Source organism: Ensifer adhaerens (assembly GCF_001270265.1).
Taxonomy (GTDB): Bacteria; Pseudomonadota; Alphaproteobacteria; order Rhizobiales; family Rhizobiaceae; genus Ensifer; species Ensifer adhaerens_B.
Map to the genome: position 1 here is coordinate 95730 of NZ_LGAP01000002.1, position 21189 is coordinate 116918.

Consider the following 21189-nt stretch of genomic DNA (forward strand, 5'->3'; position numbering starts at 1 on the left):
TGAGTTGATGAATATAGCTCAGCAATGCGAACAATATCTCCCTCCGACCTCTCGCCGTTCCTGGCCCTTGCCCGGCACCGCAGCTTTCGCCGCGCCGCCGATGAGATCGGCTGTACGCCCTCGGCGCTCAGCCACGCATTGAAGGCGCTGGAGGAACGGTTGGATCTGCGTCTTTTCAACAGAACGACGCGCAGCGTCGCGCTGACGGAAGCGGGCGAGCGCCTGCTTGTCCGCGTCGCACCCGCCTTCCGTGACATCGAGGATGCACTCGATGATCTCAACGAGTTGCGCGGCACGCCGATTGGCCGGCTGAGGCTCAATGCGGCGCGCGCATCCGCGAAGATGGTGCTCCTGCCCGTCGTCGCCCGTTTCCTGGAAACGCACCCGAAGATCAGCATCGAGATCGTCGTCGACAACGATCTCGTGGACATGGTGTCCGAAGGGTTCGATGCCGGGATCCGCTTCGGCGAAGTGATCGCACAGGACATGATCGCGATCCCGATCGGACCACGTCAACGCACCGCCATCGTCGCGTCGGCCGCGTTTTTCGAACGGTACGCCCAGCCGACGACGCCCGATCACCTGCACGACCTTCCCTGCATCGGCTTGCGCTTCGGCAGCGGCCGGCTCTACGCTTGGGAATTCGAGCGCGGTGGCGTCGAACTGAGCGTCGAGGTCGACGGTGCCTTGGTGGTCGATGATCAGGATATGATGGTCGATGCAGCGCTTCTCGGCGCCGGCGTCGCCTATACGTTCGAGGACCAGGTCCGGACGCATCTCGAACAGCAGCGTCTTGTGCGCGTGCTTGAGGACTGGTGTCCGTATTACAGTGGTTTCTATATCTATTATCCGAGCCGCCGACAAATGCCGGCGACGCTTCGCGCCTTTGTCGATTTCGTCAAAGCTTCGGGGTCCGGATCTTAAGCCCTGGCAAGGAAAGCCTCGAACAGAAGGAACGCGCCATGGAGTACGGTCACATTGCCAAGATCAATGATTGGCTCCTGGACCAGGGTCTTCGCGGACTGGGAGAAGCGGACCTGCTGGCCGGCTTTTGCGAGCGCCTGCGCGATGCGGGCATCGGCATTGCACAGGGCGCAGTGTTCATCGACACGCTCCATCCCGTCCTGGAATCGCAGGGCTTCTATTGGCATGCGAACAAGACAGACGAAGTCGAACAACAGGTGTTTTCGCGACGAGAATCGGAGGACAACGCCAAGCGCTGGCGCAGCAGTCCGTTTCATTTCATGTCGGACAACGGGCTTTCGGAGCTTCGTATTGCGCTCGACTGTCAAGGCGAGGCGCGCTTTTCGATTCTCGACGATCTCAAACAGGAAGGCCATAGCGACTATCTGGCATTGATACACCAGCTGAGTGACAAGGACGCGATCGGCGAGATGGACAGCATCTACTCCCGGTGGTCGACCCGGCGGCCCGGCGGCTTTGCCGCCAGCGACCTCGAGGCCCTGCGCAAACTGGTCCCGGTCCTTGCGCTCGGCGTCAAATCAGCCACGCTCAGAAAGATAGCGAACTCGTTGGTCGAGGTTTATCTTGGAAGCGATCCGGGCCGCCGCGTGCTGGAGGGGCGTATTGCACGCGGAACCGTGGAGAGCATCCATACGGTGCTTTGGTACTCCGACATGGAGAACTACACTTCGCTTTCCGAGGCGGTGGATAGCAGCAAACTGATTGCCATGCTGAACGATTATTCGGAGGCGGTCATCTCGGCGGTCTACGGTGCAGGCGGGGATGTCCTCAAGCTGATCGGCGACGGGACGCTCGCCATTTTCAACCATGTGGACCAAAACTTGGCTGCAGCGGCCGCCCTGCGCGCAAGAGACGACCTGCAAAGACGCCTGTCAGAGCTCAATGAACGTCGGCGCGAAGACGGGCAGGCGATCACTTCGGCGTATGTGGCACTCCATGTCGGCGAGGTTTTCTATGGCAACGTCGGCAGTGATCAACGGCTCGATTTCACCGTCATCGGCCCCGCAGTAAACGAAGTTTGCCGGATATCATCGACGTGCCGGGCGGTCGGGCATTCCTTCGTCGTTTCGCAGGAATTCGCCGCCCTGCTTTCCGAGCCCGACAGGGCGCATTTTGCGGACCTTGGTCCGTTTCAGTTGAAGGGCGTTACGAACGCAAAGCGGCTCTACGCTCGAAAACCCAGCTAGGAACTGGTTCGCACAATCGGACGCCAACCGATGGCACAGCAGGGCAGGCGACCACGGCAATCCGCCTGGCACCAACAATGGCACGGCTCTTCTAGAGCATTTCCAGGAAAAGTGCGAAGCGGTTTTCCGTTAGGAAATGCGTAAAAACAAAGAGATAGAGCGTTTCTGCGACTCCGTCTAAACCGGAAGCGCTCTGGCCATGTATGCGCTAGATTTCTGCGACAAGCTTCGCCAGCGCCAGAGATGCGGTCAGGCCGGGCGACTCGATGCCGAACAGATTTATCAGTCCGGGTACACCGTGCACGCTTGGCCCTTGCACGACGAAGTCCTGGCTCGCCACTTCGGGCGGCACGATCTTCGGGCGAATACCGGAATAGGCTGGCACAAGCGCGCCGTCCTTCAGGTCAGGAAAATAGCGGCGGACACCGGCGTAGAACGATGCAGCCTTCGCCGGATCGACGTCATAATTCAATGCATCGACCCATTCGATATCGGGCCCGAAGCGCGCCTGGCCGGCCATGTCGACCGTCAGATGGATCCCGAGGCCGCCTTTGACCGGCACGGGGTAGATCAATCGGGAGAACGGCGCCTTGCCGACATGCGAGAAATAATCGCCCTTGGCATAGTATTCCTTCGGCACGAGCGCGAGAGGCATTCCCTCAAGCCGGCGCGCCAGCTTCGGTGCGGCGAGGCCGGCGGCGTTGACGAACAGGCGGCAAGCAAGGCTCACCGGCTCGGCGCCGCCGACATCGACGACGACACCGTCATCGGTCACTTGGCCCCGCTCGACGGGACTGTTGAGCGCAAGAACCGCACCGGCGTTCTCGGCATCGCCGAGCAGCGACATCATGTAGGCATGGCTGTCGATGATGCCGGTCGCCGGCGATAGGAGGGCGCCGGTCGTGGCAAGCGCCGGTTCGCGGATACGGGCATCCGCGGTCGAGATTTGCCGGAGATCCGTCACGCCATTCCCTGCCGCCCGGGCCGCGATATCAGGCAGTTGTTCAAGTTCGGACGCCGAGGTCGCCACGATCAGCTTTCCGCACTGCCGATGGGGGATGCCGCGTTCCCGGCAATAGGCGTAAAGCAATGTCCGGCCTTCGACGCACAAACGTGCCATCAGGCTGCCCGCCGGATAATAGATCCCGGCATGGATGACTTCGCTGTTGCGGGACGACGTTTCACTGCCGATGCGATCAGCCGCCTCGACGATGATCACCTCGCGGCCCGCCTGCGCAAGCGCACGAGCGACGGCCAGCCCGATGACCCCGGCGCCCGCGACAATGCATTCCACTTGCTCAATAGACATTGGCCGACCTCTACAGCGCCGCGCGTCAAACAGGACGCGTCAAGGACACTATAAGGCGATGCAGTAGCACAGGATGGCGGGATGCGTCAGGCAGCACGGGAACGGATGATCCGAACCATCGACATCCCGCGCTGCCTGATATCACACACTGCCGTCCAGCTTTTTTCAGGCCGCCCGAGCGCCTGCGGCGAGCGGGATCTCGATGTCGACTTCAAGGGTCGTCACGTGTTCGCCGCGGTCCATCTTGACGGTGACCTTGTCGTCATCGATCTGCACGTGCTTGGAGATGACGGCAAGGATCTCTTCGCGCAGCAGCGCTACGAGATCCGATTGACCGACGGAGGCCCGCTCATGTGCCAAAAGGACCTGCAGCCGCTCGCGCGCCGTCGGGGCCGAACTCTGCTTTTTGAAGAAACTGAAAATGCTCATGCTGCCCTCCGTCCGAAGATCTTGCCGAACAGACCGCGCTTTTCGCCCGGAATGGTCATCGGCACCGTTTCGCCCGCAAGCCGGCGGGCTGCGTCGAGATAGGCAAGCGCCGGCGCAGACTTGCTGTCGGCGAGCGGCACCGGTGCGCCGATGTTGGATGCCCTCAGCACGTCCATGCTCTCGGGGACGATGCCGAGCAGCGGGATCGACAGGATCTCCAGGACATCGTCGACCTTCAGCATGTCGCCACGTTCGGCGCGCAGGGCGTCGTAGCGGGTCAGAAGCAGGTGCTTCTCGACCCGTTCTCCCCGTTCCGCCTTCTCGGTCTTGGCGTCGAGCAGGCCGATGATCCGGTCGGAGTCGCGAACCGACGACACTTCCGGATTGGTCACGATGACGGCCATGTCGGCATGGCGCATGGCAAGCGTGGCGCCGCGCTCGATCCCGGCGGGGCTGTCGCAGATGATCCAGTCGAAGTGCTTCTTCAGGTCGTTCATGACGCGCTCCACGCCTTCCGGCGTCAGGCTGTCCTTGTCACGGGTCTGCGATGCCGGCAGCAGGAAGAGCGTGTCCAGGCGCTTGTCGCGGATCAGCGCCTGCGGCAGCTTGGCGTCGCCCTGAATGACGTTGACCAGGTCATAGACGACCCGGCGCTCGGCACCCATGACGAGGTCGAGATTGCGCAGGCCGACATCGAAATCCACGACGACGGTCTTCTCGTTGCGCTGCGCCAGGGCAGCACCGAGAGCAGCGGTCGACGTCGTCTTGCCGACGCCGCCTTTGCCCGATGTAACAACAACTACTTTCGCCATCTTCCGCTCCTGTTTCCTGGCCGGCAGCCGGCTCAGTTAAGTCTCTCTGCCATGATCGAGTCGTCTTCGAGCCAGAGCTGCACCGACTGTCCGCGAAGTTCGTGCGCCATATCGTCGGCGGTCTTGTAGACACCATCGATGGCCAGCAGTTCCGCCTCGAGCCGGCGGCAGAAGATGCGCGCCGAAGTGTTTCCCACCGACCCCGCCAGCGCCCGCCCCCTGAGCGCTCCGTAGATATGGATCGAACCGCCGGCGATAATTTCCGCACCCGAAGCGACCGACCCGATCACGGTGACATCGCCTTCCGGAAAGATCACCGATTGTCCGGAGCGAACGGGCTCCCTGACGATGATCGAAGCTGTCGCTCTGGCCGCCGGTGTTTCCTGGCCGATGACGGAGACAGCCTCAGGCGCCTTCGGCTCTCCGGCGATCAATTCGCCCGCCGCCGCCTCGAATTCCGGCGCCGGTCGGCCGCCTCTCATCGATGGCGGCATGCCGGGCTCGAACAGCGAGGGGCGCCCGCCCTCGATACCGAGAACCCGGACGTTTCTCTTGGCAAGCTCGTCGAGCAGGCCCTTCAGCTGCGGCCGGTCGATTTCGAGATCGACGATGTCGAGCACCACCGGCCGGCCGAGAAAGAACCCCGCCGAGCGAGCGGCCAGATCGTCGAGCCGCGTCAGCCACGAATCGAGTGGCAGTTCCGGCGAAAGCGCGAGGCTCAGAAACGAGCGGCCCTTGATACGGATCGAACGAGCGTCTGTTAGCACTTTGATCATCTTCGTTAATTTTTCGTTGCCAAGATCTAGGCGACGGATGGTTAACAAATGGTTAACAGCCACCTGCCGCTTCTCGCAGGCAGGCTTTTTCAAAGCGGCTCGATGCCTTCGGCGGCAGTGTCTGATGTGCTCGTTCGCCACCGAAAATTCCATTCCGATCACGATGAAAACGGGACCGGGAAATGGGCCGATAAATGGAGCCCACGTCATGCAGCCGGAACAGAATGCAAGCCAATGACGTTGCGGGCTGCGGCGGCAAGCGCCGCGGCTCTCAATCGGAAGGTGAGTCCCTAGATGTGACCGTCAAAACGGTGATCCTGGGAGAAGCTTATATCGAGCGCAACGGGACTGCGGGAAAGGCGGATCGATTCGTGTGCCTGCTTGGCGACAAGGGGTGCTGTTGACGAACTTCACGGCGAAATGACATCCCGCCTCGGCCAGGCAGTCATAGCAACCGGATGATGACGATCAGCAGATCCAGGCTCGCCTGCGCATCAGTTGCGGCATGCGTTGCTCGTGAAGAGGATCGGCTCGGAGCCTGGGCAACGGCGTCATCCAGAACCGATGACCGCAGGGCCAAGATCGGGTCCGGTCAGGCAGGGCTCCGCTATTGCCGCTGTTTCACGACAATGCGGCACGAATGGAGCGTTACGTCAGTTCACTGAACTGGCAGGGTTGACCGGGGCCTGCTCGGCCGCCCGCTTTGCCGCTAGTCGCAGGGTTGCAGCAAAGGTCCTGGGCGCGATTCCGTCGGCGCGCAAAACCTGTCTGATCAGCGGATCCTTCAGCACCTCTGTCATGGTCATATCTGACGGCATCGTGGCTCTCCCTCACGATTTATCACCACTTCAATCTTGAGAGAATAGTGGGTCGGTCCCGATTGGGCTGTTCCGCGGGGAACAGGGAGAAACTCGACTACGGTGGCTCGCCGCAACACCTCGCCGACAATGGGCAGCTTGCAACCGCGAGCCTAGCCAAGCCAACCGATGACAGGATACCGATTTACCCTCAGGATCCCGGATCGATTTGCCACACGATCGATGCACGCTCGGCCGGACCATCACAAAACGTTCATGAAATCTTCATCGCAGATTGGATCTTGATTAACCGACGGCATCTAAACGGCAAGGATCGCATGAAGCCGGAGTGGGGCCTTGTCATTCGTTTCCAACCTTAAGATCGCTCATCGTGTGTTGCTGCTCGCATGCGTGGCATTTGCCGGTATTGTGACGATATCGGGCATATTTCTCGCCCAGCGAACGATCGAGGCGGATTACCGCGCCACGGCAGAAGGATTGTCTGAGCGGGAGGCCGAGGTCGCTCGGATGATGGGCCACTTCCGCGAAACGCTTTTGTGGGAGCAGGACTTCCTGTTGTACCGGCAAGCCACGTCGGTCGAAAAATTCAACGCCGCGCTTTCAAGCGCAAGCGCTGTTGTCGATGCCCTCAGCGCCATGTCCGCCCCGCAGCATGGCGCCGATCTTGAAGCGCTTCAGCTCGGCCTCCGCAAATACGCAGCCGCATTTTCGGACCTCGTCGGCCGGAATAAGGACCTTGGGCTTGACGCATCGAGCGGGCTGGAAGGCGCCATGCGCGAGGCCGTTCACTCCATCGAGCAACGGCTCGAGGCGACTGCAGATCTGGAGCTGAAAGCCAGCATGCTGACGCTGCGCCGTCACGAGAAGGATTTTATCCTTCGCCGCCAGACCCATTACCTCGAAAAACACGCGGCCGAGATCGAAAACTTCTCAACGCTTGCCAAGAAAGCGTTTCGCCCGGGTGCGCAACGCATGCGCATCCTGGAGGCTCTCAAGGTCTATGCCGATGCCTTCAGGCTCTATGCCGATGCTACGCTCGAGGAGGCTGCCGCTCGCACGTCCGTGACGGCCACCTACCGCCAAGTCGAGCCGATCGTCACACGCATTCTCGAACACTACGCGCTCGAAAAGGCAGCCACCCTGTCGGAGAATGCCGATGTGGCTGAGCGCAACATTACGCTTGCAATCCGTCTCATTGCCCTTGCGCTCGTTGTCATCCTGTCGGGTGTGTGGTTGATCGGCCGGTCGATTAGCAGGCCGATCCTGGTGCTTGCCGCTTCGATGCGCAACCTTGCCAGGGGCGATACCATGACGACCGTTCCGGGCATTGGGCGTCGGGACGAGCTGGGCGAGATGGCAACGGCCCTCGAAGTCTTCCGCCAGGCCGCCATCGAACGAAGCGAGCTCGAAGAAGACGCAGCCCGGGTCCGGGCGCAGGCCGAGACGGACCGGTTGCGGATGCAGGAAGCTGCAGACGTTCGCGCGCAAGAGCGGTTGATGCGGGCTACGGCCGATCTGGCCGCAGCACTCAGACGACTGGCCGCCGGCGATCTTTCGTTCCAGCTTACGACCCAGTTCGCACCCGATTTCGAGCCCCTGCGCCACGATCTGAACGCAACGCTCTCACAGTTGCGGGACGTCATGGCACAGATTGCCAAAGCGAGCCGGTCGATCGACGAGCGAAGCTGTGAGATCAGCGGCAGCGCGAGCGAGCTCGCCCGCCGCACAGAACGTCAGGCCGCTTCACTCGCGGAAACCGCGGCAGCGCTCGATCAGATCACGGCGAATGCCACCATTGCTTCGACACGGCTTCAAGAGGCCCATTCGGCCTCACAGCGAACGAACCACCGCGCCAGCGAGAGTTCCGACCTTGTCGAGGACGCCATCGAAGCGATGCAGCGCATCGAACAGTCCTCTGCTCGCATATCCAACATCATCGGCGTGATCGACGAGATCGCATTCCAGACCAATCTTCTAGCCTTGAACGCGGGCGTCGAGGCCGCGCGCGCTGGGACCGCAGGCAAGGGTTTTGCCGTCGTTGCCCACGAGGTGCGGGAGTTGGCGCAAAGATCGGCGCTGGCCGCCAAGGAGATTAAGGGACTGATCCAGAGCTGCGCACACGAGATCGAGAAGGGCGCGGCGACAGTGCGCAAGACGGGTGAAGCGCTGAGTGACATCAGCATTCAGGTCGACGCAGTCAGTCGGCATGTGGAGGCCGTCGCCTTCTCCTCGAACGAGCAGTCGGCCGGCTTGTCCCAGATAAACGCTGCGGTCAATCAGATGGACCAGACCACGCAGCAGAACACCGCCATGGTCGGGCAAAATACCGCTGCGAGCACCGTTCTAGCGAGCGAAGCCGCAAGCCTTCGCGAACTACTGTCGGTTTTCCAGCTTGGGCAGTTTGCGACAGGGGACGCAGGCGCGAGCAACATATCCGCCGCCGCCTGACGGCCGGCCTCCCCGGCGTGGCAGCGGTCGTGCCAACAAGCGGCCCCAGGCTTCGCGCTTCGCGGTCCCAACCGGGCATCCGGGTCCTTTTCCCGATCACGCGCGTCTTAAGTAATGGGGTTCTAACCGGCGTCGACCGGCGTGCACCTAACCCTGCCGCGCGCGATGAACGACGAAGATGCCCGCCGCGCTCATCAGTGCCAGCACATACCAGGTTGCCGCATAGACGAGGTGGCTGTTGCGAAAGCTGACCACCGTCAGACCGCCGACCGGCAGGCCGCCCGGATTGGGCGTGGCGTCGGCATCGATGAAGTAGGGCGCGGCATTCGTCAGGCCCTGGGCCTTGGCGATCGCGACGACGTCACGGGAATACCATCGGTCGCCTGTCGGGTCGTTGGAGCGCAGGAAGCCGCCACCCGGCTCCGACATGCGCAAGAGGCCGGTGACATCGATGATACCGGACGTCTGGCCTTGAGCGCGCGCGGCAGGATCCCGCCGGTCCGACGGCACAAAACCGCGATTGATCAGGATGGTCGAACGGTCCTCCTGCACGATCGGCGTCACCACCCAGAAGCCGGCGCCGCGTTCGGTGACCGCCTGAACCAGGACTTCCCGATCATGGTCGAAGGCGCCCTGCGCGGTCACGCGACGATATTCGTCCTTTTCCGCGCTGATGCCGGGCCATTCCGGCAGGGGCGGCGCCGGCACCGGTTCGGCATGAACGCGGGCGTCCACACGGGCGATCAGGTCGAGCTTCCAGAAGAGACGCTGCACTTGCCAGGAGCCGAGAGCGATGAAAACCACCGCCAGCACCGACAGGGCGGTGGTGAGAACGAGGCGGGAGCGGGAAGGCCGCGCGCCCGCCTTCATGTCTGCCGCACGCTCGCTCATGGCCGTACGCGTCAACGGGCCGTCACGGCATGTTCTTCATCATTTCGTGGGTCATGGGCATCATGTTGACGTTGAGGTGATGCATGACCCAGAGCGAACCGGCGAGCGCGATGCCGACGATGATGAGCGTGAAGATCAGCGCCATCATCGTCCAGCCGCCTTCCGAGCGCGGGTTCATATGCAGGAAAAAGACCATGTGCACGACGATCTGGATGGCGCCGAGGCCCATGACGAGGACGGCCGTCATCATCTTGCTGTCGAGCACGCCGCTCATGACCAGCCCGAAGGGAATGGCGGTCAGGATGACGGAAAGCGCAAAGCCGATCAGGTAGCTCTTAAGCGAGCCGTGGCCCGCTACGTGACCGTGGCTGTGGCCATGATGCGCCTGGCTGGCATCTTCATGGGTGAGGCTGTGTGGCTGTGGGCTCATCCGATGGCTCCGATCAGATAGACGAAGGAGAAGACGCCGATCCAGATGACGTCGAGGAAGTGCCAGAACATCGACAGGCACATCAGCCGGCGGCGGTTCTCGGGGATCAGGCCATGCATCTTGACCTGCACCATCATCGTCACGATCCAGATGATGCCGAAGGTGACGTGCAGGCCGTGCGTGCCGACGAGCGTGAAGAATGACGACAGGAAGGCGCTGCGTGTCGGGCCTGCACCCTCAAGGATCAGGTGATAGAACTCGTAGAGTTCGATGCCGAGGAACGCCAGGCCGAACACGGCGGTCACGCCGAGCCAGAAGATCGTCTCCATCTTGGCGTTGCGCTCCATCTGGAGCATGGCAAAACCATAGGTGATCGAAGAGAACAAAAGCATCGCCGTGTTGATGGCAACAAGCGACAGATCGAACAGATCGGCCGGGGACGGACCGGCCGCATAGTTCCGCCCGAGCACGCCGTGGGTGGCAAAGAGGACGGCGAAGATGAGGCAGTCGCTCATCAGGTAGAGCCAGAAGCCGAGCATGGTGCTGCCTTCGGGATGGTGCTCCTCCTCCAGGTAGAACTGCGGCGCTTCGGTTGCTTCAGCTTGGGTTGTGTCGGTCATCTCAGCTCCGCTCCGCCAGAAGTTCGGAACGGGCGTCTTCCGTTGCCGTCACGGTCTCTGAGGGGATGTAGAAATCCCGCTTGTAGTTGAACGTATGCCCGATCGACACGGCCAGTATGGCAACGAACGAGACGATCACCAGCCACCAGATGTACCAGATCAGTGCGAAGGCGAGCACGGCGCTGAACCCCGCCAGGATGACGCCGGTTCCGGTGTTCCTTGGCATATGGATCGGCTTGAAGCCGCCGAGCGGGCGCTCGTAGCCGCGGTTCTTCATGTCGTACCAGCTGTCGTGATCGTGGACGACGGGGGTGAAGGCGAAGTTGTATTCCGGCGGCGGCGAGGAGGTCGACCACTCCAGCGTCCGGCCATTCCACGGATCGCCAGTCGTGTCGCGCAACTGATCGCGCCTGAAGTAGCTGACGATAAGCTGGATGACGAAGGAAGCAATCCCGAGTGCGATTAGGACGGCGCCGAAGGCGGCGATGACGAACCAGATCTGCAGCGAAGGATCCTCGAACTGCGACACGCGGCGGGTGACGCCCATCAGGCCGAGCACGTAGAGCGGCATGAACGCGAAGAAGAAGCCGATCTGCCAGAACCAGAAGCTCATCTTGCCCCAGAACGGATCCAGCTTGTAGCCGAAGGCCTTCGGCCACCAGTAGACGAGGCCGGCCATCAGGCCGAAGACGACGCCGCCGATGATGACGTTGTGGAAGTGGGCGATCAGGAACAGCGAGTTGTGCAGCACGAAATCCGCCGGCGGGATCGCCAGCATGACGCCGGTCATGCCGCCGATGACGAAGGTCACCATGAAGCCGACGGTCCACAGCATCGGCACTTCGTAGCGGATGCGGCCCCGATACATTGTGAACAGCCAGTTGAACATCTTCGCCCCGGTCGGGATCGAGATGATCATCGTCGTGATGCCGAAGAAGGCGTTGACCGATGCGCCCGAACCCATGGTGAAGAAGTGGTGCAGCCAGACGAGATAGGACAGGATCATGATCACGCAGGTTGCATAGACCATGGAGGCGTAACCGAAGAGGCGCTTGCCGCAGAAGGTGGCAACAACTTCCGAGAAGATGCCGAAGGCCGGCAGGATGAGGATATAGACTTCCGGATGGCCCCAGATCCAGATGAGATTGACATACATCATCGGGTTGCCACCAAGGTCATTGGTGAAGAAATTGGTGCCGGCGTAACGGTCGAGCGACAGCAAGGCGAGGGTCGCCGTCAGGATCGGGAAGGTCGCGACGATCAGGATGTTGGTGCAGAGCGACGTCCAGGTGAAGACCGGCATCTTCATCAGCGTCATGCCCGGCGCGCGTAATTTGACGATGGTCGCGATCAGGTTGATGCCTGATAACGTCGTGCCGACACCCGCCACCTGCAGGCCCCAGATGTAATAGTCGACGCCGACGCCCGGACTGTAGTCGGCGCCCGAAAGCGGCGGATAGGCAAGCCATCCGGTGCGGGCGAACTCGCCGACGAACAGCGACATCATGATGATGACGGCACCAGCCGTCGTCATCCAGAACGAGAAATTGTTGAGGAACGGGAAGGAGACGTCGCGCGCGCCGATCTGCAGCGGCACGACATAGTTCATCAGGCCGGTCACGAACGGCATGGCCATGAAGAAGATCATGATCACGCCATGGGCGGTGAAGATCTGGTCGTAATGATGCGGATTGAGATAGCCCTCGTTGCCATTGAAGGCGATCGCCTGCTGCAGCCGCATCATGATCGCGTCGGCAAAGCCGCGCATCAGCATGACGAGCGCCAGGATCACGTACATGACACCGATCTTCTTGTGGTCGACGCTGGTGAACCACTCGTTCCAGAGATAGCCCCAGAGCCTGTATTTGGTGATCAGCGCCAGGATGGCGAGGCCGCCGATGGCCACGGCGATGAACGTCGCGACCAGGATCGGCTCGTGATAGGGGATCGCTTCCCAGGTGAGCCGCCCGAAGATGAATTGTGTGAGGTTGGTGTTACCGAACATAGGGCTATCCAAATTCTCTTGAAATGCGGGCGTCAGGGCTTTGTGGTGCCGGCGTCGTTCAACTGCGCAGGCGCCGGGCCGTCCTGGTTCTCGGCGGGCGCCGTCTCGTCCCCGTGCATGTTGTGCATGTCGTGGTTCATCGACTGTGGCTCGTTGTCGATGCCTTCGGCCGGCTCTTCGCTCTTTGATGGATTGCCTGTCGCCGGGAAGGTGGCGCCCGGTGCCGCTTCGCCGGCATGGCCCGTTTCCCCCGCATGGCGGTTGTCATGCTCGAGCTTGGCGCGGTTCTCGTGGCTTTCGACGCCGGCACCGCCCATCATGTCGATGTGCATCATGTCGTTCATGCACATCTGGCCGGTGCGCACGCACATGTTGAGCACCGCTTGGAAAAGTCCGCTCTCGACGCTGGCGAAGTAACGCACCGGTTCCTTGGTGCTCGGCTTTTCGAGCTTCAGGTAGCTGTCGCGGTTGAGCAGGGTGCCGTTCTGCTTGACCCTTGCGACCCAATCGTCGAAGCCCGCCTGCTCCAGCCCGTGAAACTTGAAGCGCATGTGCGAGAAGCCGTCGCCGCTGTAGTTGGACGACATGCCTTCATACTCGCCCGACTTGTTGATGACGGCGTGCAGCTTGGTCTGCATGCCGGGCATCGCATAGATCATACCGGCCAGTGCCGGCACGTAGAAGGAGTTCATGACCGAGGATGCGGTGATCTTGAAGTTGATCGGCACGTCCACGGGTGCCGCCATCTCGTTGACGGTCGCGATGCCGTAATCCGGATAGAAGAACAGCCATTTCCAGTCGAGCGCCACGACCTCGACCGTCAGAGGCTTCGTATCGGCGCGAACAGGTCGATCGGCATCGAGCCGGTCGAGCGGCCGGTAGGGATCGAGCTTGTGGGTGCTGATCCAGGTGATGGCGCCGAGCGCAATGATGATCGCCAGCGGCGCAGACCAGATGACGACTTCCAGACCGGTGGAGTGATGCCATTCCGGATCGTACTTGGCAGCCGTGTTGGACTGGCGGTAGCGCCAGGCGAAAAACAGCGTGAGGAAGAGCACCGGCACGATGATGATCAGCATCAGGATCGTCGAAACGACGATCAGATCTCGCTGCTGCGCCGCGATATCGCCGGACGGCGACATCACGACCATGTCGCACCCGGCAAGGGCCAAGGTCGAGAAAAGAGCGGCCGATCGTCCGGCGAGCTTCAATGGAGTGGGCATTTCGGGCTCCATTTGCGTTTTGTCTAGTCGGCACTAATCGCGTATTGGGCTCGGCGGAATGAGGTTGTTCGTCGCACTGCAGCATTCTGTCGCACCGCAGCAGAGTGGACGGCGATGTCCGCAAATGCCCAATCTAGAGCATCCTCGCCGGCTGACCATTGGGGAGATGCCGATGAGTTCACGTTTTTTTTCGCCGCTTCCTTGATCTCAGGCGTTGATTGATCAACATTTCGACGAGGCGGCACAAATCGCCGGGAGGAATTCATGAGCTCGGTCGTCAATCCTACGTCTTCAGGCCCAACGTCGTCTGGCCTCGAGCGGGATGCCCGTCGCATCCATGACGACAAGCCGCTGTCGCCGGGCAGCATTGCCATTGGCGTGGTCATCGGCCGCATGTCGGAATTCTTCGACTTCTTCGTCTACGGCCTCGGCTCCATTCTGGTTTTTCCAAAACTCATCTTCCCGTTTGCACCCAGCCCGGTCGCCGCCACGCTGATGTCGTTTGCGATCTTTCCGCTGGCCTTCATCGCGCGTCCGGTCGGCTCGCTCGTCTTCATGTGGATCGACCGCCACTACGGGCGCGGTACCAAGCTGACGATCGCGCTCGTGATTCTCGGCGGCTCGACCGCCTCGATCGCCTTCCTGCCGGGCTTTGAGACGATCGGCTACTGGGCGGTGGCGCTGCTGGCGCTTTTCCGACTTGGGCAGGGCTTTGCACTCGGGGGCGCGTGGGACGGGCTTGCATCCCTGCTCAATCTCAACGCCCCGCCGAACCACCGGGGCTGGTATGCGATGATCCCGCAGCTTGGCGCTCCGATCGGCTTTGCGCTTGCCAGCATCATCTTCTACTATTTCGTCGTCAATCTTTCAGAGGATGACTTCCTCTCCTGGGGCTGGCGCTACCCCTTCTTCGTGGCGTTTGCGATCAACGTCGTGGCGCTGTTTGCGCGCCTGCGCATCGTCGCCAGCAAGGAATTCGGCGCGGCGATGGAGGCACAGGAGCTGAAAGCCCGGCCGGTGTTCGAAATGCTGAGCAAGCACGCGCTGGACGTCGTGCTCGGCGCCTTCGTGCCGCTGGCGAGCTTTGCGTTGTTCCATCTGGTGACGATCTTCCCGCTGAGCTGGGTCATCCTGAACGGCGGACAGTCGGCCGCCCGGTTCCTACTGGTCCAGGTAGCAGGTGCCGCCGTCGGTGTGATCGGCATTATCGTGTCGGGCGTGATCGCCGACCGCATCGGCCGCCGCACCGAGCTGATGATCGGCGCGATGCTGATCGCAATCTTCAGTTTCTCCGCACCCTTCCTTCTTGACGCCGGCGGAGCCGGACAGGACGCCTATATCCTGATCGGCTTTGCCGTTCTTGGTCTGACCTTCGGCCAAGCCTCCGGTGCCGTTTCCTCGCGCTTCACCCAGTATTACCGCTACACCGGCGCGGCGCTCACCTCCGATCTGGCCTGGCTCGTCGGCGCCGCCTTCGCGCCGCTGGTGGCGCTTGGGCTTGCGACCAGCTTCGGCATCGTTTTCATCGGCGGCTATCTGATCTCCGGCGCGATCTGCACGCTGGTGGCGCTCAGCCTCACGCGGGCGCCCGACCAGAATTAGCGTCGCCGTGTTTTAGCAGGCCTCTTCCAGCATCGGCAGCTGCGGCGGCAACGCGCATCGTCTCAGCTCACATATTTACTCCTGTCGATCGTCGGGTGAATAGTGGCCGTTTGGCAGCTATTACTCCGGAGATCGGCAGAATGGACCGCATCGACGCAATGAGGGTATTCGTCACCGCGATCGACGAGGGCAGCCTCGCCGGCGCGGCGCGGCGGTTGAACCGGTCACCGACAGCGGTCAGCCGGGCGCTCGGCTTCCTGGAATCTCACGTTGGTGTCGAACTTCTGCATCGCACAACCCGCACCCTGAAGCTGAGCGAAGCAGGCGAGCGCTATGCAGCCGCCTGCCGACGCGTCCTCACAGATCTGGAGGAAGCTGACATGCTTGCCGGCGGCGAACGTTCAGCGCCTCGCGGCGTGTTGACCATCTCGGCGCCACCGATCGTCAGCGAGGAAGTGTTGCGCCCAATCGTCGATCATTTCCTCGATCTCTACCCGGATGTCTCAGTCCGGCTCCTTCTGCTCGATCGGTTCGTCAATCTCGTCGACGAAGGTATCGACATTGCGTTGCGCATTGGCCATTTGGCCGATTCATCAAACATCGCCACCCGCCTCGGCGGCGATGTGCGGCGCGTCGTGGTCGCGTCGCCTGACTATCTTGCAAATCACCCGCGCATCGAGGAACCCGCGGATCTGACAAAACACCGGATCGTGGCATTCAGCAACTTCGGTCTCGAGAGCTGGAACTTCACGCCGGCGAATGGTTCGACCATTCCCCGGACGGTTCACCTGACACCCCGTTGCATCGTCAACAGCGTGCGCGCTGCGGCTGACTCGGCTGCCGCCGGCAAAGGCTTGACCAGGCTCTATTCCTATCATGTCGCGGAGCATATGAGGAACGGGCGACTGAAGATCGTGCTGGCTGATGCCGAGCATCCTCCCCTGCCCGTCCATCTGCTCGCGCCGCATGGCCGCATGTCCGTGCCGAAAGTGCGCGCCTTTGTCGACTTTGCCGCTCCAACCCTACGAGCGGAGTTTGCACGTCTAGCCCTCGAGGCCGGTACGCTCAACTAATTATGCCGGTATTCGCACGAGTATTCGCCAAACAGCGATTATTCTGCCGAGAAACGAATGGATCTAAAACAGTCGCACCAACGCCGAGGGCGTAGGGCGGTCGCCGATAGCGATCGCTGCAACTGAAAAGGATCAAGATCATGAGCAAGGACCAGAAAGTCGTCATCATCACCGGCGCCTCGCAAGGGATTGGCGCTGCATTGGTGCAAGCATACCGCAGCCGCAACTATCGCGTGGTCGCCACGTCCCGGTCGATCAAGGAAAGCGTCGATCCTGATATCGCGACTGTTCAAGGCGACATTGCCAAGCCGGAGACCGCCGACCGGATCGTACAAGTGGCGCTGGAGCGTTTCGGCCGTATCGATTCGCTGGTGAACAATGCCGGCGTTTTTCTCTCAAAGCCGTTTACCGAGTTCACCCTGGCCGACTATGACGACAACCTGGGTGTGAATGTCGCCGGCTTCTTCCACATCACGCAGCGCGCCGCTGCCGAAATGCTGAAACAAGGTGCAGGTCACGTCGTCAGCATCACCACGAGCCTCGTCAACCAGCCGATCGCCGGTCTGCCGGCCGCTCTTGCCTCCTTGACCAAGGGTGGTCTGAACGCGGTGACGCAGTCGCTCGCCATGGAGTTCGCAAAGACCGGCGTCCGCGTCAACGCCGTTTCACCGGGCATCATCAAGACCCCGATGCATGCGCCCGAGACACACACCTCGCTGGCAGCGCTGCATCCGGTCGGCCGGATGGGTGAGATCGGCGATATTGTCGATGCGGTGCTCTATCTCGAAGCGGCCAATTTCGTGACCGGCGAAATTCTCCACGTCGACGGCGGCCAGAACGCCGGCCGCTGGTGACCACGTCGAGGCTGGCTCGGACCGAGGTCGAGCCAGCCAACGTAAACCTACCCACAAAGGAGGTGCCATGCCCATCGTCACCGTACAGGTCACGCGCGAAGGAACGTCCGCCGATCGCAATTCGGTATCAGCCGAAGAGAAGGCGGCCATCATCAGCGGCGTAAGCGAAGTGCTGCTCAACGTCCTCAACAAGCCGCTTGAATCGACCTATGTGATCATTGAGGAAGTCGAACTCGACAATTGGGGCTGGGGCGGCCTGCCAGCAGCGCAATACCGGGCTCAACGAGCAGCGGCGGCACGGTCCTGAGACAAGGACTTCATGGCCCCGCGGGTTCAGCCGCAGCGGACGGCCCTACCGTCATCGAACAGACCGCGTCAGGAGCGGCGCGGTCTGTTCAATCAAGTCAACGCAGCGGTTGGCCACCCAAAGCTCTTTAGAGAACAGCTCCGGCTGCTCCCAAGCGACAACACGGGCGTATCGGTCAGAAGGATGATCTTCCTTTGTGTTGCCGCGACCCGCAGGGCGGCGATGAAGCGGGCAGACCAGGCGACGCCGAAGAGCTGTTCGGCAGCCGGAAGGGCTGACTAAGGCTGATGCCGGGCCTTCCATCGCTGATCATCGCCTGAGACGATCACTTCGCGGGCACGACGAGTGGGGTCGCTTTCTTGACGATGTATGTGGCGAGTTCCGACGCTTTGCCGCTGCCGACATTCCGGGCCACATGGTTCACTCCGGCTGGAATGAACAAGGTCTCGCCGGCCTTGAGTGTGACGGATTTCCTGCCGTCCAGCTGGTACTCCAATGAGCCCTCGAGGACGTAGGCAACCTCTTCGCCCGGATGAGAATGCTTTATGGAAACCGCGCCCGGCTCCAAGTCGACGCGCACCTGGACGACTTCACGTCCCGGCACACTGATGTCGTTCTGCAGGAGGTCGGTGCGTTGAAGTCCATGTTGTTGTGCATGCGCAGCCTGCAGTGTCAGTCCGCCACCAACAATCAGCAGCGTAGCGGCGATGATGCTCGTCGTTTTCATCCGGTCGTCCTTCCCTTTTTGAAGCTTTGCTTGAAGCCAATGTCGCAATCTGACCAGCGGCATGTATGAGCAGTGTGTCCGCCCCGCCCGACTTTTGTAACGTCATGTAGCCTGTGGAGCGCGCCACCGACGACGCGCGCATCCGTCGCCCGAGCCGCGCGTATTGCAACGCGCCGTGGAATAATCTCCGGCGCCGCCCGTTCTTCCGTCCACCGAACGGAGAACGAACATGTTGCACTTTCTGAAGAAGAAACCGTCACGCATCCAATTCCTTTGTCATCCGGAAGACCTGGGGGTCATCGCGCCGCCGGTGGCCGCCAAGACCATTCTCCCGGATTGGTACCGCAAGCTGCCCGCAGTCGATCCGCAGCATCTTTCCGCCAGAGACAATGGCCTGACCATCAAGCGCTGCATGCCATTTCTGGATGCGATGACCACCGGCTGGATCCTGCCATTGGCAGCCACGGTGCGTCTCGAAATCCGGGATGAGGGGCGAAACGTCGAAGCCGGCTGGGAATTCGACCGGGTGATGGTCAGTAATCACGGTGCTCACCAGGTTGCGGGCAACCCGAAGGAGCCGAGCCCGCCCTGCAAGTTTCACAATTACTGGTCCATCCGCACTCCTCCCGGCTGGAGCTGCCTGTTCGTGCCGCCTTTGAACCGACCGGCGCAGCCGTTCGAGTGCGTGGCCGGCGTTGTCGATACGGACACCTATTCCGCCAACATCCATTTCCCGTTCTTTGCCACCGCAGCTGACGGCGTCCATGTGATCGAGAAGGGCACGCCGCTTGTTCAGGTCGTCCCTTTTCGTCGGGATGGGGCCGCGATCAAAGCGGACATTCGCGCGGAAACAAACGAGGAAGCGGCGAGCCGCAACGTCGTCCACCGGAACACGATCGCCGGTGCGGGATGGTATCGGCGGATGGCACGGTCCGCGCGCTAGCCTACCGCAGAAAGTAAGAAGCGGGGACCGGTCGCCCGGTCCCCGCTCTTTTGCGATTTCGCTTTCACCGCGTATGCCACAGCTTGCCGGAACGATACGAACGGTCCGAGCCGTTCGAGCTGGAATTGGACGAGGTGTTCGATGACGAGTTCGAACTGGAGTTCGAAGAGCTGTTCGATGAGGAATTGGAACTCGAATTCGACGAACTGTTGGACGATGAATTCGAGCTGGAGTTGCTCGACGAGTTGGAGGAGCTGTTACCCGCAACGATGATGGTATCGTCGTGGTGGCCGCCTACCTGCCTGCCGACCGCGTGGGCTGGAGCGGTCGCCTGCTTTGCCTGCGCGTCGGCGCCGGCAAAGGCGGTAACGCCGGCGATGAGGGCGGCGCTCAGTTTCCAGTGGTTTTTCATGCCCGTAACTCCTTCTTGAAAAAACGGACCGGCATCTCCGGTCCGAAGGGATAACGGACGTAGCGACGCTCTATTCCATCCGGGAACACTTTCCTCACTCGAACTGTTGCGCGAGCCTATGTCTGAGATCGGTCATGAAACCGCCGGCACCCTCACCCGGCGCTCGCGGCTTGCCATCAGCCCGCCAACGGCGGTGGCGATGATGACGGCCGCGTAGATGTCGGTCGTCGCCTGATAGCCCAGTGTCTTTGCAAAAAACCCGGCGGCCATCGCCGGCAGGCTGAAGGCGAGATAGCTCTGGATGTAGAAGGCGGACAGCAGCCCGGCGCGCTCCTCCGCCTTGGCGAGCGGCATGATCGACCCCATGATGCCAAGAAAGCTGGTGCCGAAGCCGGCGCCGGTGAGCAGTGTGCCGAGGATCATGACCGGCACGTTCGCCAGGTGGGTACCGGCAACTACGATCAGCATGCCGGTGGTCGTGGCCGAAACGCCGAAGGTTACGTTTGCCCGAGGACTGCAGGCGCGACGCAGGAAGACGCTGAAGGCACCGGCCGCCATCAGCGTGGCGACAACGGCTCCGCCCGTCAGCGGCGCCCTGCTGCCGGTGACGGACGCGACGAGCGAGGGCATCAGCGAGAGATAGAAGCCGCCAAGGGCCCAGTTCGCGATGTTGATCGGGGTCGCCAGTGCGAGCGGCCGCTTGATCTGAGGCGGAATGGCGATCGTCGGCTTGAGCGATGAGAGCGCGCCGGTGCGTTTGCCGCCCGTCTCCGGCGTCAACCATATCGCCACTGCCTGCAAGACAAAGCCGATCAGGAGCAACCCGTAGACGAGGTGAAGGGGAAATGGTCCGTATTGAATGAGTGCGCTGGTCCCCAAGGCGCCAACGGCCATGCCGATCAGCGGCGCGAGCGAATTGACGAGCTGGCCCTTGGCGCGATCGACATCAACCAGCGACGCACCGATCGAGGCGCCGGCGATGCCGGTCGCCAGCCCCTGAACAACGCGCGCCGCGATCAGCCAGGACGGTCCGTCGGCAACGACGAAGAGCAGCATCGCCACGATTTCGAGAAGCAGCGCACTGAAAATCACCGGCTTCCGGCCGAGGTGGTCGGAGATCGAACCGGCGATCAAAAGCGCGGTGAGAAGCGCGAAAGCATAGACCGCGAAGATTCCTGTCATCATGACCGGAGAGGCTGCAAAGCTCTCCTGGTAAATGCGGTAGAGCGGCGTGGGCGCGGACGACGCGCCGAAGAAAGGGGCAAGCGTGACCGCGTGGGACGCCCTAGGGGTGGCGGCGGCAGCGCCACTCTCCCTGGATTTGGCAGAGGAGAACATC

Annotated in this window: 22 protein-coding genes; 9 read left to right on the plus strand and 13 right to left on the minus strand. The window is 61.6% G+C overall.

What is annotated here, in order from left to right; genetic code table 11:
• Nucleotides 1-24: 24 nt before the first annotated feature.
• Nucleotides 25-924, plus strand: a complete 900-nt coding sequence (locus tag AC244_RS05270) for a LysR family transcriptional regulator (RefSeq protein WP_053247774.1) — start codon at nt 25-27, stop codon at nt 922-924.
• On the opposite strand, the gene AC244_RS37925 is transcribed toward AC244_RS05270, so the two are convergent.
• On the minus strand, nt 921-1118 hold the full coding sequence (locus tag AC244_RS37925) for a hypothetical protein (protein WP_234716850.1): 198 nt from the start codon (nt 1116-1118) through the stop codon (nt 921-923). The two genes, AC244_RS05270 and AC244_RS37925, sit on opposite strands and share 4 nt — an antisense overlap.
• On the opposite strand from AC244_RS37925, the gene AC244_RS05275 reads away from it, so the two are divergent.
• Nucleotides 1098-2171 (plus strand): adenylate/guanylate cyclase domain-containing protein, encoded by a 1074-nt coding sequence (locus AC244_RS05275; RefSeq protein WP_234716851.1) that lies wholly within the window; start codon nt 1098-1100, stop codon nt 2169-2171. The two genes, AC244_RS37925 and AC244_RS05275, sit on opposite strands and share 21 nt — an antisense overlap.
• A 208-nt stretch (nt 2172-2379) precedes the next feature.
• Here AC244_RS05275 and AC244_RS05280 read toward each other — a convergent pair whose 3' ends face one another.
• The 5 genes from AC244_RS05280 to AC244_RS37425 form a co-directional block, all read right to left on the minus strand.
• Entirely contained in the window at nt 2380-3480 is a 1101-nt protein-coding gene (locus AC244_RS05280; protein ID WP_053247776.1) for an NAD(P)/FAD-dependent oxidoreductase, read from the minus strand.
• Between the two features lie 165 nt (nt 3481-3645).
• Nucleotides 3646-3909 (minus strand): cell division topological specificity factor MinE, encoded by a 264-nt coding sequence (minE, locus tag AC244_RS05285; protein WP_025429518.1) that lies wholly within the window; start codon nt 3907-3909, stop codon nt 3646-3648.
• Nucleotides 3906-4721 (minus strand): septum site-determining protein MinD, encoded by an 816-nt coding sequence (gene minD / locus AC244_RS05290; protein ID WP_053247777.1) that lies wholly within the window; start codon nt 4719-4721, stop codon nt 3906-3908. Before minD ends, minE begins: the two co-directional genes overlap by 4 nt.
• Before the next feature lie 32 nt (nt 4722-4753).
• Nucleotides 4754-5497, minus strand: coding sequence for a septum site-determining protein MinC (gene minC, locus AC244_RS05295; protein ID WP_053247778.1), 744 nt, complete (start codon nt 5495-5497; stop codon nt 4754-4756).
• Between the two features lie 653 nt (nt 5498-6150).
• Entirely contained in the window at nt 6151-6297 is a 147-nt protein-coding gene (locus AC244_RS37425) for a hypothetical protein (RefSeq protein ID WP_202596056.1), read from the minus strand.
• A 354-nt stretch (nt 6298-6651) separates the two neighbouring features.
• Here AC244_RS37425 and AC244_RS05305 point away from each other — a divergent pair, with 354 nt between their 5' ends.
• Complete coding sequence (locus AC244_RS05305; RefSeq protein WP_053247780.1) at nt 6652-8763, plus strand: methyl-accepting chemotaxis protein; 2112 nt, start codon at nt 6652-6654, stop codon at nt 8761-8763.
• Between the two features lie 147 nt (nt 8764-8910).
• Here AC244_RS05305 and AC244_RS05310 read toward each other — a convergent pair whose 3' ends face one another.
• Genes AC244_RS05310 through cyoA form a run of 5 tightly spaced genes read right to left on the minus strand, consistent with a single transcriptional unit; the run spans nt 8911 to nt 13932 of the window.
• The gene (locus AC244_RS05310; protein ID WP_234716852.1) at nt 8911-9654 is read right to left on the minus strand and encodes an SURF1 family protein; all 744 of its coding nucleotides are present in this window, start codon (nt 9652-9654) and stop codon (nt 8911-8913) included.
• 22 nt (nt 9655-9676) lie between these two features.
• Nucleotides 9677-10084 carry a cytochrome o ubiquinol oxidase subunit IV gene (gene cyoD, locus AC244_RS05315; RefSeq protein ID WP_053247781.1) on the minus strand — a complete coding sequence of 136 codons (408 nt, stop codon included), beginning with the start codon at nt 10082-10084 and terminating at the stop codon, nt 9677-9679.
• On the minus strand, nt 10081-10704 hold the full coding sequence (gene cyoC / locus AC244_RS05320; protein ID WP_053247782.1) for a cytochrome o ubiquinol oxidase subunit III: 624 nt from the start codon (nt 10702-10704) through the stop codon (nt 10081-10083). The genes cyoD and cyoC overlap by 4 nt, the downstream gene beginning before the upstream one ends.
• A gap of 1 nt (nt 10705) precedes the next feature.
• A complete protein-coding gene (cyoB, locus tag AC244_RS05325; protein WP_053247783.1) occupies nt 10706-12709 on the minus strand; it encodes a cytochrome o ubiquinol oxidase subunit I in 2004 nt (667 codons plus the stop codon).
• Between the two features lie 32 nt (nt 12710-12741).
• Nucleotides 12742-13932 carry a ubiquinol oxidase subunit II gene (gene cyoA, locus AC244_RS05330; protein ID WP_053247784.1) on the minus strand — a complete coding sequence of 397 codons (1191 nt, stop codon included), beginning with the start codon at nt 13930-13932 and terminating at the stop codon, nt 12742-12744.
• Between the two features lie 264 nt (nt 13933-14196).
• On the opposite strand from cyoA, the gene AC244_RS05335 reads away from it, so the two are divergent.
• The 4 genes from AC244_RS05335 to AC244_RS05350 all read left to right on the plus strand — a co-directional run bounded on the left by AC244_RS05335 (nt 14197) and on the right by AC244_RS05350 (nt 17768).
• Entirely contained in the window at nt 14197-15534 is a 1338-nt protein-coding gene (locus tag AC244_RS05335; protein ID WP_053247785.1) for an MFS transporter, read from the plus strand.
• A 140-nt stretch (nt 15535-15674) separates the two neighbouring features.
• On the plus strand, nt 15675-16607 hold the full coding sequence (locus AC244_RS05340) for a LysR family transcriptional regulator (RefSeq protein WP_053247786.1): 933 nt from the start codon (nt 15675-15677) through the stop codon (nt 16605-16607).
• Between the two features lie 140 nt (nt 16608-16747).
• Nucleotides 16748-17461 carry an SDR family NAD(P)-dependent oxidoreductase gene (locus tag AC244_RS05345; RefSeq protein WP_053247787.1) on the plus strand — a complete coding sequence of 238 codons (714 nt, stop codon included), beginning with the start codon at nt 16748-16750 and terminating at the stop codon, nt 17459-17461.
• A gap of 67 nt (nt 17462-17528) precedes the next feature.
• Nucleotides 17529-17768: a tautomerase family protein gene (locus AC244_RS05350; protein ID WP_053247788.1), complete on the plus strand. Its 240-nt coding sequence runs from the start codon at nt 17529-17531 to the stop codon at nt 17766-17768.
• Nucleotides 17769-18093: 325 nt separating this feature from the next.
• Here the strand turns inward: AC244_RS05350 and AC244_RS05360 are convergent, their stop codons facing one another.
• Nucleotides 18094-18495 carry a cupin domain-containing protein gene (locus AC244_RS05360; RefSeq protein ID WP_053247790.1) on the minus strand — a complete coding sequence of 134 codons (402 nt, stop codon included), beginning with the start codon at nt 18493-18495 and terminating at the stop codon, nt 18094-18096.
• Nucleotides 18496-18724: 229 nt separating this feature from the next.
• On the opposite strand from AC244_RS05360, the gene AC244_RS05365 reads away from it, so the two are divergent.
• Both AC244_RS05365 and AC244_RS37090 read left to right on the plus strand, forming a co-directional pair.
• On the plus strand, nt 18725-19438 hold the full coding sequence (locus AC244_RS05365) for a DUF6065 family protein (RefSeq protein ID WP_053247791.1): 714 nt from the start codon (nt 18725-18727) through the stop codon (nt 19436-19438).
• A 125-nt stretch (nt 19439-19563) separates the two neighbouring features.
• Complete coding sequence (locus AC244_RS37090; RefSeq protein WP_161807841.1) at nt 19564-19869, plus strand: hypothetical protein; 306 nt, start codon at nt 19564-19566, stop codon at nt 19867-19869.
• Nucleotides 19870-19982: 113 nt separating this feature from the next.
• Here the strand turns inward: AC244_RS37090 and AC244_RS05375 are convergent, their stop codons facing one another.
• Complete coding sequence (locus AC244_RS05375) at nt 19983-21188, minus strand: MFS transporter (RefSeq protein ID WP_053247792.1); 1206 nt, start codon at nt 21186-21188, stop codon at nt 19983-19985.
• Nucleotide 21189 lies beyond the last annotated feature (1 nt).